Annotated in this window: 9 protein-coding genes; 7 read left to right on the top strand and 2 right to left on the bottom strand. The window is 68.6% G+C overall.

All coding sequences use genetic code 11. From position 1 onward, the window contains the following. The first annotated feature begins 48 nt into the window (after positions 1 to 48). The 7 genes from P7D22_RS08055 to P7D22_RS08085 all read left to right on the top strand — a co-directional run bounded on the left by P7D22_RS08055 (position 49) and on the right by P7D22_RS08085 (position 9,079). The gene (locus P7D22_RS08055; protein ID WP_442916051.1) at positions 49 to 1,071 is read left to right on the top strand and encodes an ArsR/SmtB family transcription factor; all 1,023 of its coding nucleotides are present in this window, start codon (positions 49 to 51) and stop codon (positions 1,069 to 1,071) included. Beyond that, positions 1,068 to 1,973, top strand: coding sequence for a methylenetetrahydrofolate reductase [NAD(P)H] (gene metF / locus P7D22_RS08060; protein WP_319933711.1), 906 nt, complete (start codon positions 1,068 to 1,070; stop codon positions 1,971 to 1,973). Before P7D22_RS08055 ends, metF begins: the two co-directional genes overlap by 4 nt. A gap of 127 nt (positions 1,974 to 2,100) precedes the next feature. Next, complete coding sequence (metH, locus tag P7D22_RS08065; protein ID WP_319933712.1) at positions 2,101 to 5,829, top strand: methionine synthase; 3,729 nt, start codon at positions 2,101 to 2,103, stop codon at positions 5,827 to 5,829. Between the two features lie 229 nt (positions 5,830 to 6,058). Beyond that, positions 6,059 to 6,307 (top strand): hypothetical protein, encoded by a 249-nt coding sequence (locus P7D22_RS08070; RefSeq protein ID WP_319933713.1) that lies wholly within the window; start codon positions 6,059 to 6,061, stop codon positions 6,305 to 6,307. Positions 6,308 to 6,412: 105 nt separating this feature from the next. After that, positions 6,413 to 8,296 (top strand): ABCB family ABC transporter ATP-binding protein/permease, encoded by a 1,884-nt coding sequence (locus P7D22_RS08075; protein ID WP_319933714.1) that lies wholly within the window; start codon positions 6,413 to 6,415, stop codon positions 8,294 to 8,296. Positions 8,297 to 8,321: 25 nt separating this feature from the next. Further along, entirely contained in the window at positions 8,322 to 8,780 is a 459-nt protein-coding gene (locus P7D22_RS08080; RefSeq protein ID WP_319933715.1) for a GNAT family N-acetyltransferase, read from the top strand. A gap of 110 nt (positions 8,781 to 8,890) precedes the next feature. Then, entirely contained in the window at positions 8,891 to 9,079 is a 189-nt protein-coding gene (locus P7D22_RS08085) for a hypothetical protein (protein WP_319933716.1), read from the top strand. 54 nt (positions 9,080 to 9,133) lie between these two features. Here P7D22_RS08085 and P7D22_RS08090 read toward each other — a convergent pair whose 3' ends face one another. Together P7D22_RS08090 and P7D22_RS08095 are read right to left on the bottom strand one after the other, a co-directional pair. Beyond that, positions 9,134 to 10,039, bottom strand: coding sequence for an MBL fold metallo-hydrolase (locus P7D22_RS08090; RefSeq protein ID WP_319933717.1), 906 nt, complete (start codon positions 10,037 to 10,039; stop codon positions 9,134 to 9,136). A 51-nt stretch (positions 10,040 to 10,090) separates the two neighbouring features. Further along, a partial coding sequence (locus tag P7D22_RS08095; protein ID WP_319933718.1) for an error-prone DNA polymerase occupies positions 10,091 to 13,041 on the bottom strand: 2,951 nt, incomplete at its 5' end.

Raw genomic sequence — 13,041 nt, forward strand, 5'->3', positions numbered from 1 at the left:
CAGGAAGCCCTTGCGGCCGGGTGAAATTACGCATAAACATATCTTTATATGATGATTGAGCCTGCCCTGGGGGCTGCCCCGTTTGCGACGATCCTGACGGCCCTCGAGGCGGCCGGCGAGGAAACGCGCCTGCGCCTGCTGGCGCTGCTGCTCGAAGCCGAACTGACCGTGTCGGAGTTGGTGGCGATCCTCGGTCAGTCGCAGCCGCGCATTTCGCGCCATCTCAAGCTTTTGGCCGAGGCCGGGCTGGTGGAGCGTCACCGCGAAGGCGCCTGGGCGTTCTTTGCCGCGGCCCATCGCACCCCCGTGGCGGAGTTGGCGCGCGGCCTCGTGCGGCACCTCGACCCCGGCGATTCGACGCTGCTGGCCGACCGGGCTCGGCTGGGTGAGGTGCGGGCCGCCCGTCAGGCGCAGGCCGAGCGCTATTTCGCCGCCCAGGCGGCCGATTGGGACCGCTTGCGGGCGCTGCATGCGGCGGAGGAGCGCGTCGAGGCGGCGCTCGAGGCCGTGGTGGGGGAAGGGCCGTTCGAGACCGTGCTCGACCTCGGTACCGGCACCGGCCGCATCCTCGAGCTGCTGGCCCCCAAAGCCGGGCGCGCGGTCGGCATCGACGGCAGCCCAGCCATGTTGAGCGTCGCGCGCTCCCGGCTCGAGGCGCGCGGCTGGCGTCATGTGCAGCTGCGCCAGGGCGACCTTTATGCCCTGCCGGTCGAGCGTGACGGCTACGACCTCGTGGTGATCGCCCAGGTGCTGCATTATCTCGACGATCCCGGTCGCGCGCTGCGGGAGGCCGCCCGCGTGCTGCGTCCCGGGGGGCGGCTCGTGGTGGTGGACTTCGCGCCGCATGCCAACGAGGAGCTGCGCAGCCTCCACGCCCATCGCCGCCTCGGCTTCGCCCGCTCCGAGATCGAGACCCTGATGGGCGAGGCCGACCTTGCCATCGAGGCTGGCCGCGACGTCGCCCCGACGGCCCCCGAAGCCGGCAAGCTCACCGTTTCGCTCTGGGTCGGCCGTGACCGCCGCCCCAACAAAGATCGCCTCACGACCGCGCTCCAGAAAGCCGTCGCATGACCCTCGTCGAACAACACAAGCGTCCGCCGGCCCGCGCGGCCCTCGAAGTGTCCTTTGAATTCTTCCCGCCCAAATCCGCCGAAATGGAAGGGGGGCTTTGGGCCGCCATCGAACGGCTGGCGCCGCTCGACCCGAACTTCGTGTCCGTCACCTATGGGGCCGGCGGCTCGACGCGCGAGCGCACCCACGCCACGGTGGCGCGCCTCGTCAAGGAAACGCACCTGCGCCCGGCCGCCCACCTGACCTGCGTGTCGGCCACCCGGGACGAGGTGGATGACGTCGTCCGCGGCTACGGCCGTGCCGGCGTCCGCCACATCGTGGCTCTGCGGGGCGACCCGGCCGGCGGCCCGGGCACTGCCTTCGCGGCCCATGAGGGCGGCTATCAGTCCTCGGCCGACCTCGTGCGCGGCATCAAGCGGCTCGGCGATTTCGAGGTGTCGGTTTCGGCCTATCCCGAAAAGCACCCGGAAAGCGCCTCGTTCGAGGCCGATCTCGACGGGCTGAAGGCCAAGATCGATGCCGGCGCCACGCGGGCCATCACCCAGTTCTTCTTCGACAACGAACACTACCTGCGCTTCATGGACCGCGTGCGTGGGGCCGGCATCACCATCCCGGTGGTGCCCGGCATCGTGCCGGTCGAGAACTTCAAGCAGACCGCGAGCTTTGCCAAGCGCACCGGCGCCAGCGTGCCGCAATGGCTGGCCGATCGTTACGAGGGGCTGGACAACGACCCCGCCACGCGCAAGCTGGTGGCCGGGACCGTCGCGTCCGAACAGGTCTTCGGCCTGCTCGACCACGGCGTGCGCGAGTTCCACTTCTACACGATGAACAAGAGCGAGCTGGTGTTCGCCATCTGCCATCTGCTGGGGATGCGGCCGAAGCCCGCGCAGGCGGCGGCCTAGCGCGCTTTCGTCGTTGCGAGCGCTAGCGAAGCGATCCAGACCTGAAGCGCACCCCTGGTTTGCTTCGTCGCTGCGCTCCTCGCAATGACGGCGCGACATCGAATGATCCGAACCGAGTGATGCCGTGATGCAAGCCACCCGAACCGACGTTCTCCTCCGTGCCGCCCGCGAGCGCATCCTGGTGCTCGACGGCGCCATGGGCACGGTGATCCAGGGCCACCGCTTCACGGAATCGGACTTCCGCGGCGGCCGCTTCGTCGAATGGTCGCGCGACCTGCGCGGCAACAACGACCTGCTGAACCTCACCCAGCCCGACGCGATCCGGGCCATCCACCTCGACTATTTCCTGGCCGGCGCCGATATCGTCGAAACCAACACCTTTTCCTGCACCACCATCGCCCAGGCCGACTACGGCATGGAGGCTCTGGCGGTGGAGCTCAACCGCGAAGGCGCGCGCCTCGCCCGCGAGGCCGCCGATGCGGCCGAGGCCAAGGACGGGCGGCCGCGCTTCGTGGCCGGCGCCATCGGGCCCACCAACCGCACCGCCTCCATCTCGCCCGACGTCAACAACCCCGGCTACCGGGCCGTCACCTTCGACGACCTGCGCATCGCCTATGCGGAAGCCGCGCGGGCGCTGATCGAGGGCGGCGCCGACCTGATCCTGGTCGAAACCATCTTCGACACGCTGAACGCCAAGGCGGCGCTGGCCGGCGTCGACGAGGTGTTCGCGGATCTCGGCATCCGCCTGCCGGTGATGATCTCCGGCACCATCACGGACCTGTCGGGCCGCACCTTGTCGGGGCAGACCCCGACGGCCTTCTGGCATTCGGTGCGTCACGCCGATCCGCTGTCGATCGGCCTCAACTGCGCGCTCGGCGCGCGTGAGATGCGGGCCCATCTGGCTGAGATCAGCCGCGTGGCCGACACGCTCGTCTGCGCCTACCCGAATGCCGGGCTGCCGAACGAGTTCGGGCTCTATGACGAGAGCCCCGAATTCATGGCGGAGCTCGTGGCCGAATTCGCCGAGGCCGGCCTCGTCAACATCGTCGGCGGGTGCTGCGGCACCACGCCCGACCACATCCGCGCCATCGCGGCGCGCCTGCACGGCATTGCACCCCGCGCCATCCCGACGATCGCGCCGAAGCTGCGCTTGTCGGGCCTCGAGCCCTTCACGCTGACGAGCGACATCCGCTTCGTCAACGTCGGCGAGCGCACCAACGTCACGGGCTCGGCCAAGTTCCGCAAGCTCATCAAGGACGGCAACCTGTCGGCGGCGCTCGACGTGGCGCGCGATCAGGTGCTCAACGGCGCCCAGATCATCGACGTCAACATGGACGAGGGCCTGCTCGATTCCGAGGCCGCGATGGTCGAGTTCCTCCACCTCGTGGCGGCCGAGCCCGACATCGCCCGCGTGCCCGTGATGGTCGATTCGTCGAAGTTCGGCATCATCGAACAAGGCCTCAAGTGCATCCAGGGCAAGGCGGTGGTGAATTCCATCTCGCTCAAGGAGGGCGAGGCGAAGTTCATCCACGATGCCCAGGTGGTGCGCCGCTATGGCGCCGCCGTGGTGGTGATGGCCTTCGACGAGCAGGGCCAGGCCGATACGCAAGACCGCAAGGTCGCCATCTGCACCCGCGCCTACAAAGTCTTGACTGAACAGGTGGGTTTCCCGCCCGAGGACATCATCTTCGATCCCAACGTCTTCGCGGTGGCGACCGGCATCGAGGAGCATAACAACTACGGCGTCGACTTTATCGAGGCGACACGCCAGATCCGGGCGACGCTGCCCCATGTCCACATTTCGGGCGGCGTGTCGAACCTTTCCTTCTCGTTCCGCGGCAACGAGACGGTGCGCGAGGCGATGCACTCGGTGTTCCTGTTCCACGCCATCCAGGCCGGCATGGACATGGGCATCGTCAATGCGGGGCAGCTCGCGGTTTATGACGACATCGAGCCCGCGCTGCGCGAGGCCTGCGAGGACGTGGTGCTGAACCGCCGGGCGGACGCGACCGAGCGGCTGCTGGCGATGGCCGATCAGGTGAAGGGGCAGGGCGGGCAGGTCAAGGTCAAGGACCTGTCGTGGCGCGAGGCTCCGGTGGCGAAGCGCCTGGAACATGCGCTCGTCAACGGCCTGACGGATTTCGTCGAGGCCGATACCGAAGAAGCGCGCGCTTCGGCGACTCGCACGCTCGACGTCATCGAGGGGCCGCTGATGGCCGGCATGAACGTGGTCGGCGACCTGTTCGGGGCGGGCAAGATGTTTCTGCCCCAGGTGGTGAAGTCGGCCCGGGTGATGAAGCAGGCCGTGGCCTATCTGATGCCCTTCATGGAGGCCGAAAAGGCGGCGGGCGGCGGCGGCACGGGCCGCAGCTCGGCCGGCAAGATCCTGATGGCCACCGTCAAGGGCGACGTCCACGACATCGGCAAGAACATCGTCGGCGTCGTGCTGGCCTGCAACAACTACGACATCATCGACCTCGGCGTCATGGTGCCGGCCGCCAAGATCCTCGAAGCCGCGAAGCGCGAACAGGTGGACATCATCGGCCTATCGGGCCTCATTACGCCGTCGCTCGACGAGATGTGCTTCGTGGCGGCCGAGATGGAGCGCGAAGGCTTCGACGTGCCGCTGTTGATCGGCGGCGCCACGACGAGCCGCGTCCACACGGCCGTGAAGATCCATCCGAACTACCGGCGCGGCCAGGCGGTCTACGTCACCGATGCGAGCCGCGCCGTCGGCGTCGTGTCGTCGCTCCTGTCGGCCGACAACAAGGCCGGCGCGATCGAGACGATCCGCGCTGAATATGCCCGCGTGGCCGAAGCGCATGCCAGGGGCGAGCGCGACAAGCAGCGCCTGCCGCTGTTGAAGGCGCGCGCCAATGCGTTCCGCCCGGACTGGACCGCCTACCAGCCGCCCCGGCCGCGCTTCCTGGGGACGCGGGTGTTCGAGTCCTATGACCTCGCCGAGCTGGTGCCCTATATCGATTGGACGCCGTTCTTCCAGACCTGGGAGCTGCGTGGCCGCTTTCCGACCATTCTGGACGACCCGAAGCAGGGCGAGGCGGCCCGCCAGCTGTGGGACGATGCCCAGGCCATGCTGGCGCGCATCGTGGCGGAGAAATGGTTCACCCCCAAGGCCGTGATCGGCTTCTGGCCGGCCTCCGCCCATGGCGACGACATCGCGGTTTATGCCGGTGAGGACCGGCTGGTGCGCGAGGAAACCTTCTTCACCCTGCGCCAGCAGCTCGTGAAGCGCGACGGACGCCCCAACACGGCACTCAGCGATTTCGTCGCCCCCGAGGCGAGCGGCCTCGGCGATTATATCGGCGGTTTCGTGGTGACGGCCGGCGCCGAGGAAGAAGACATCTCGGCCCGCTTCGCCCGCGCCAACGACGATTATTCCTCGATCCTGGCCAAGGCTTTGGCCGACCGCTTCGCCGAAGCCTTCGCGGAGCGCATGCACGAGCGGGTGCGGACCGAGTTCTGGGCCTATGCGCCGGAAGAAAAGCTGTCGCGCGAGGACGTCCTGACGGAAAGCTACCGCGGCATTCGCCCCGCGCCCGGCTACCCGAGCCAGCCCGACCACACCGAGAAGCTGACCCTGTTCCGCCTGCTCGACGCCGAGGCCAAGGTCGGCGTCACGCTGACCGAAAGCCTCGCCATGTGGCCCGGCTCCACCGTGTCGGGCCTCTACCTCGCCCACCCGGAGGCGCATTATTTCGGCGTCGCCAAGATCGAGCGCGACCAGGTCGAGGATTATGCGACCCGCAAAGCCATCGATGTGACGGAGGCGGAGCGCTGGCTGGCGCCGATCCTCAACTACGATCCCGTGCGCTACCGGCAGGACGCGGCGGCGTAGGCGCCGTCGCATCGCTGCCGACAACGGGAGCACGGCGGGGCAATCGGCTGCATCAGGGCGTCACCGCGACATCGGACGCGGTCGCGCCGAGGCTTCCGTCGGCGCGCCTCGGGCCTAATTAAGGGTTCATCTGAGTTGCCTGCATAGTTTTGCCGTGTCCCGGGTGCATCACGCGGGCTCACGTCGAAGTCGCCACGGGCGTCCAACCGTCATCGAGGTCGAAGCCGCCATGAACAAAGCACCGATCCTGCTGTCCCTCGCCATGCTGCTGCCCCTGGCCGGCACGGCGCGCGCCGAGGACGAACACGGCTTCTGGTGGTACCAGGAAGCGAAGCTCGCCTGCATGGGCGACGTCATGCGCTTGTGCCGCGGGTTCGTGCCCGACGAGGACAAAGTGCGGGGCTGCATGAAGGACAAGAAAACCCAGGTGAGCGAAAGCTGCGCCCAGTTCTATCCCGGTGGCTCCAAGGCGAATTGAGCGGACCACCCCCGCGGCGATGCGCGCCAAGGGTGCGGAACGCCGCGCCGCGGCCTATATGAAGGCCGTGCCGCGCTGCGGCTGTTCCCCTAGACCGCAGACTTGATGGCCCGCCCCAAACGTTCCGCCGTTCCCAACGCCAGCTTCCGCATCGACGCCAATGCGTCGCTCGGCGGCACGCTCGCCAAGCTGTGGCCCTACATCTGGCCGCACGGCCGCGCCGATCTCAAGGGTCGCATCTACCTGGCGCTTGTTCTGCTCATCGTGGCGAAGTTCGTCACTATCGCGGTGCCTTACGCCTTCAAATACGCCACCGACGCTCTGGCGGGCCGGCACGATGCCTTTCTGGATCACCTGCCGGGCTTTGCGGCCGGCGCCGTCGGAATGACGGCCGCCTATGGCGCCCTGCGCATCTTCATGGCGTTCCTCACCCAGGGGCGCGACGCGCTTTTTGCTTCTGTGGCCATGCATGCCGTGCGGCGCCTCGCCACCGACGTCTTCGTCCATCTGCATGCCTTGTCGCTGCGCTATCACCTCGAGCGCAAGACGGGCGGGCTGACCCGCATCCTCGAGCGCGGCCGCAATGCCATCGAGACCATCGTCCGCATGATCATGCTGACCGGCGTGCCGACGGCGGTCGAATTCGTGCTGATCCTCGGCGTGTTCTTGTTCCAGTTCGACTGGCGCTACGTGCTGGCCACCGTGGTGATGATCGGCGCCTATCTCGGCTTCACCTTGTTGGCGACGAATTGGCGCATCCGCATCCGCCAGGACATGAACGAGAGCGACCAGGACGCCAACACCAAGGCGATCGACAGCCTGCTCAACTTCGAGACGGTGAAGTATTTCGGCGCCGAAGAGCGCGAGGCCGCCCGTTACGACCGTGCCATGGCGCGCTACGAGGGCCTGTCCACCCGCACCTACATTTCGCTCGCGGTGCTCAATGCCGGGCAGGCCGCCATCTTCACGCTCGGCCTCGTGGCCGTGATGGCGTTGTGCGTGTCGGGCATCCGGTCGGGGCGCAACACGGTCGGCGATTTCGTGCTGATCAACGCCATGATGATCCAGCTGTATCAGCCGCTGAACTTCATGGGCCTCCTGTACCGCGAGGTGAAGCAGGCCGTGATCGACATCGAGCTGATGTTCAACATCCTCGGCCAGGCGCCGGAAGTGGAGGACAAGACGGACGCCCAGCCGCTCGTGGTCGGGCGCGGCGATCTCGTGTTCGAGGATGTGCGGTTCGGCTACGACCGGGCCCGCGAGGTGCTGCGCGGCGTCAGCTTCACGGTGCCGGCCGGCAAGACCGTGGCTGTGGTCGGCTCCTCGGGGGCCGGCAAGTCGACGTTGTCGCGTCTCCTGTTCCGCTTCTACGAGCCCTGGTCGGGCCGCATCACCATCGATGGGCAGAATATCGCCGACGTCACCCAGGCGTCGCTGCGCGAGGCCGTCGGCATGGTGCCGCAGGACACCGTGCTGTTCAACGACACCATCGGGTACAACATCCGCTATGGCCGTTGGGACGCCAGCGACGATGCCGTGCGGGACGCTGCCAGCGCGGCGCAGATCGACGGTTTCATCCAGCTGGTGCCCGACGGATACGACGCCCAGGTGGGCGAGCGCGGCTTGAAACTGTCGGGCGGCGAAAAGCAGCGCGTCGCCATTGCCCGCACCATCCTGAAGGGGCCGCCGATCCTGGTGCTCGACGAGGCCACCTCGGCCCTCGACACATTCACGGAACGCGACATCCAGGAAGCGTTGCGCCGGGTGTCGGAAAACCGCACCACCTTGGTCATCGCCCATCGGCTGACCACGGTGGTGGAGGCCGACGAGATCATCGTGCTCGACAAGGGCGTCATCGCCGAGCGGGGTCGCCACGAGCAACTGCTCGACCGTGGCGGCCTTTACGCGCGCTTGTGGAGCCGGCAGCGGGACGCGGAGGCCGAGGCCGACGAAGCCGCCTCGGATCGGCTGCCCGACGCGGTCGAGTGAACGGTACGCGCTTAGGGGACAGATGATGATCGCCATCCGACCCGACGACCTCGAGGGCGCCGCCGTTCGCGACCTGCTGGCGCTGCACCTCGCCGGCATGCACGCCACGTCGCCGCCCGGCAGCGTCTCCGCGCTCGACGCCTCGGGCCTGCGCCACCCGGATGTTTCTGTGTGGACGGCGTGGATCGGCGACGCCATCGCGGGCCTGGGCGCCTTGAAACTGCTCGGCGGCGGTGCGGCCGAGGTGAAATCGATGCGCACCCACCCCGCCCACCTGCGCAAGGGCGTGGCAGCCGCCTTGCTGCGCCACATCGTCGGGGAAGCGCGCGCCCGCGGGATAAGGCGGCTGAGTCTCGAGACCGGCAGCGGCCCAGCCTTCGACCCGGCCCTGGCGCTTTACCGCGCCCACGGGTTCGAGGATGGCGAACCCTTCGCGAACTACCGCCGCAGCGCGTTCAACCAGTTCCTGCACCTGCCGTTGTGACCTTGGCGGCGGCGCAGCGATCATCCATGCCGCATGGCGTTCCCGCTCGGCGGCGTCCATAAGGGGGCTGGCCCTCGAACGGCCACACACAGGCTAGCGCAGGGGAAGCGATGTTCTTCGATGAAGCCGGCTGGGGCCGCCCGGCAGAGCCAGCGCCGAAACGCCTGATGACGGCGCGCCAGGAGCGGCTCGTGATGCGCCTCGTCTTTGCCAACCTGTTGTTCATGCTGGTGGCGCCGATCGGCGGCGGCACGATCCTCCAGGCCGTGTCGACCCTGGTGTCCCGCATCGGCTGGTGACCGGGGCGCCCGACCCGGTCGCGTCGCTTCGATCGGTCTCTGTTTTTTTCGAGTTCAGCGCGGCCTGAAGGTCGCGGCCGGTCCGGGTTCGCCCTCGATCACGACGAGGTCGCGCTCGGCGAGGTCGATCAGGTGAGCCAGGACCGATAGGCCGGCCGCGCCCTTGAGGGCCGGCGGCAGGCCGGCATAGATGGCCGCCACGATGGCCGCGACATTGCCGTCGCCCCCCTGGATGCGGGCCAGGATTGCGTTTTCGCGCTGCCGGCGATGGATGGCGAGCGCCCGCACGAAGCGCGCGGGATTGGTCACCGGGCCGCCGTGGCCGGGCCAGTAGACCGCATCGGCCCGCGCCTGCAGCTTGTCGAGCGACGCCATATAGTCCCGCATCGAGCCGTCGGGCGGCGCCACCACGGTGGTGGACCAGGCCATGACGTGATCGCCCGAAAACAGGCCCGCCTCCCCGTCGAGCGCGAAGGCGAGATGGTTTGCGGTGTGGCCCGGGGTCGCCAGGGCCACGAGCCGGTGGTCCGACCCTTCCACCGCATCGCCATCCGCCAGGGCGGTGTCGGGCCGGTAGGCGGCGTCGTGGCTGGCGTCAGTCGACACCGCCCCGAAGGCGGAACGCCGCCCATAGGGCGCGCAGCCCAGCACCGGCGCGCCGGTGGCGGCCTGCAACGTCGCGGCGCCGGGCGCATGGTCCTTGTGGCTGTGGGTGACCAGGATGCGGGCCACATGGCCGGGCGCGACGGCCGATAGGATCGCGGCCTGGTGCTGCGGGTCGGCCGGGCCGGGGTCGATCACGGTCACGTCGCGCGCGCCCACCAGATAGGTGCAGGTGCCGGTGAACGTGAAGGGCCCGCCGTTGTTGGCGATCAGCCGTCGCACCAGGGGCGACAGGCGGGTCGGCCAATCCGGCCTGGCATCCAGCGCGCGGTCGAACGGGATATCGTCGGAGGCCATGATCTGTCCCGGTGCGTCGGCCCAACATGCGACCCCGGATCGACCTTCGCGTCAATGGAAGTTGCGGCCTTTCGGCAAGGCTTCCCGCAGGTCCGCGCCGGGCCGGCGCGGGTCGCTGGCCGGCTCCCCCTTGGGTGAGCGGGTGTCGGCCGCGAGCGGGAAGCCGATCTTCAGCGCCAGATCGGAGCCGAGCACGCGCGCCTTGGCGGCATGGGTCTGCGGCTGCTTCAGCTCGTCCGAACAGGTCGGGCCCTCGAAGGGCGCGCCGCGGCTCGACAGGTCGGTAAGCAGCGGCGTCAAATCGTCGAGCCGCTCCGCCACCACATGGATGACGCCGCTGCCGCGTTGCAGCACCCCCGTGACGGCCAGGAAGCGGGCCGCGATCACGGCCGGCCGGTTCTCCTCGAACACCTTGGGCCAGACGATGATGTTGCCGACCCCGGTCTCGTCTTCGAGCGTCAGGAAGATGGTGCCGCTGGCCGAGCCCGGCCGTTGCCGCACCAGCACGAGGCCCGCCACCGTGACGCGGCGGCCGGGGCCGAGATCCTCCAGGCCGGCGCTGGTGCTGATGCGACGCCGGGCCAGCTCGGCCCGCACGAAGGACACCGGATGCGCCTTGAGGGACAGCGCCAGATGGCGGTAGTCCTCCACCACATGCTCGCCGAGCGGCATCGGCGGCAGCGCCGCATCAGGTTCCTGCTCGTCCGCGGGCGTGGTTGAGAAAAGCGGTAGGTCGTCCTTGTCGCCCGATCGGTTGAGGCCGCGCACGGCCCAGAGCGCGTCGCGCCGGTCGAGGCCGAGCGACCGGAAAGCATCGGCTTCGGCGAGCCGCTCCAGCACCGCGGGCGTGAGCGCCGCCCGGAGCCACAGGTCGCGCACGGAATCGTAGCCCCGGCCGCGTCGGGCCATCAGCCGCTCCATATCGACCCGGTGCAGGCCCTTCACCTGGCGGAAGCCGAGCCGCAGCGCGTGGTCGCCGAGGATGTCGTCGCGCATGGAGGCGTGGCGGGGGTGCAGCCGCGCTTCCCCGGCCTGCATGGGTTCCAGGGTGCAGTCCCAATCCGAGCCGTTCACCTCCACGGCCCGCACCGCGACCCCATGGTCGCGCGCGTCGCGCACGATCTGGGCGGGCGCATAGAACCCCATCGGCTGGGCGTTCAGGAGCGCGCAGGCGAAAACGTCCGGGTAGCGGCATTTCAGCCAGGCCGAAGCGTAAACCAGCAGCGCAAACGAGGCGGCATGGCTTTCCGGGAAGCCGTAGGTGCCGAACCCCTTGATCTGGGCGAAGCACTTTTCGGCAAAGGCGCGGGGGTAGTTCCTGGCCACCATGCCCTCGATCATCCGGGTCTCGAAGGTGCCGATCAGGGCGACCTTCTTGAACGTCGCCATGGCGCGGCGGAGCTGGTCGGCTTCGTCGGGCGTGAAGCCGGCTGCCACGATGGCGATCTTCATGGCGTGTTCCTGGAACAACGGCACGCCGAGCGTCTTCTTGAGCACGGCCTCGAGTTCCGGCGAAGGATACCTGACCTCCTCGAGCCCTTGTCGTCGGCGCAGATAGGGGTGCACCATGTCGCCCTGGATCGGCCCAGGACGCACGATGGCGACCTCGATGACGAGGTCGTAGAACTCGCGCGGGCGCAGCCGCGGCAGCATGGTCATCTGGGCCCGGCTCTCGATCTGGAACACGCCGATCGTGTCGGCCCGGCAGATCATGTCGTAGACGCAAGCTTCCTCCACCTCGTGTCGGATGAGGTTGGCCAGCGAGACCGTGTGGCCGTAATGCCGCCCGAGCAGGTCGAGCCCCTTCTTCAGGCAGGTCAGCATGCCGAGCGCCAGCACGTCGATCTTGATCATCTTCAGGTCGTCGAGGTCGTCCTTGTCCCATTCGACGACGGTGCGGTCCGTCATTGCGGCATTGCCGATCGGCACCACCTCGTCGAGCCGGGTGCGGGTGATCACGAAGCCGCCGGTGTGCTGCGACAGGTGGCGCGGGAAGCCGGCAAGCTCGTCGGCGAGCCGCAGCACCATGGCAAGGCGCCCGTCTTCCGGGTCGAGGCCGATGCGCCGGGCTTCGGCCGGGTCGACGCCCTTGGACCAATAGCCCCAGACCGTGCCGCTGAGAGCCGAAACCGTGTCGTCCGACAGCCCGAAAGCCTTGCCGACATCGCGCAGGGCCGAGCGCGTCCGGTAGGTGATGACGGTGGCCACCAGCCCCGCATGGGCGCGGCCGTAATGGTCGTAGATATATTGCATCACGATTTCGCGCCGCTCGTGCTCGAAGTCGACATCGATGTCGGGCGGCTCGTTGCGGTTCTTCGAAATGAAGCGCTCGAACAGGAGCGCGTGGTGCACGGGGTCGATCTCCGTGATGCCGAGGCAATAACACAGCGTCGAATTGGCGGCCGAGCCCCGCCCCTGGCACAGGATGCCCTCGCGCCGCGCGAACTGCACCACGTCGTAGACGGTGAGAAAATAAGCCGCGTAATTGAGCTCGGCCACGAGCGCGAGCTCGGCCTCCATCTGGGTCATGACGCTCGGCGGCACGCCTTCCGGGTAGCGCCAGCGGGCGCCCGCCTGGGCATGGTATGCGAGGGCTTCCTGCTCGGTCTCGAAATCGCCGCGCAATTCGTCGGGGTAGTTGTATTCGAGCTGGGCGAGCGAGAAGCGCAGGCCTTCGGCGAAGCGCAGCGTTTCATCCACGGCCTCGGGGGCTTCGCGGAACAAGCGTGCCATCTCGACCCCCGACTTCAGGTGCCGCTCGGCATTGGCCTCGAGGCTGCGGCCGGCCCCGTCGAGCGGCACGCCGGTGCGGATGCAATGCAGCACGTCCGCCAGCGGGCGACGCTCGGGTGCGTGCATCAGCGGGTCGTTGGTGGCCAGCAGCGGCAGCCCCGTGGCGCGGGCGAGCGCCTGCCGGGCCGCGAGGCGCAGCCGCAGCCCCGGGCCCGGCAGAACCGTGGCGCCGATCCACACGCGGCCCGGCGCCGCGGCCGCGAGGCGGC

Origin of the sequence: Lichenihabitans sp. Uapishka_5 (assembly GCF_033947565.1) — a bacterium.
Taxonomy (GTDB): domain Bacteria; phylum Pseudomonadota; class Alphaproteobacteria; order Rhizobiales; family Beijerinckiaceae; genus Lichenihabitans.

Bases quoted from the DNA above. Each gene is read 5' to 3' on its own strand.
- P7D22_RS08055 (WP_442916051.1), top strand. From the start codon at position 49: ATGATGATTGAGCCTGCCCTGGGGGCTGCCCCGTTTGCGACGATCCTG.
- metF (WP_319933711.1), top strand. From the start codon at position 1,068: ATGACCCTCGTCGAACAACACAAGCGTCCGCCGGCCCGCGCGGCCCTC.
- metH (WP_319933712.1), top strand. From the start codon at position 2,101: ATGCAAGCCACCCGAACCGACGTTCTCCTCCGTGCCGCCCGCGAGCGC.
- P7D22_RS08070 (WP_319933713.1), top strand. From the start codon at position 6,059: ATGAACAAAGCACCGATCCTGCTGTCCCTCGCCATGCTGCTGCCCCTG.
- P7D22_RS08075 (WP_319933714.1), top strand. From the start codon at position 6,413: ATGGCCCGCCCCAAACGTTCCGCCGTTCCCAACGCCAGCTTCCGCATC.
- P7D22_RS08080 (WP_319933715.1), top strand. From the start codon at position 8,322: ATGATCGCCATCCGACCCGACGACCTCGAGGGCGCCGCCGTTCGCGAC.
- P7D22_RS08085 (WP_319933716.1), top strand. From the start codon at position 8,891: ATGTTCTTCGATGAAGCCGGCTGGGGCCGCCCGGCAGAGCCAGCGCCG.
- P7D22_RS08090 (WP_319933717.1), bottom strand. From the start codon at position 10,039: ATGGCCTCCGACGATATCCCGTTCGACCGCGCGCTGGATGCCAGGCCG.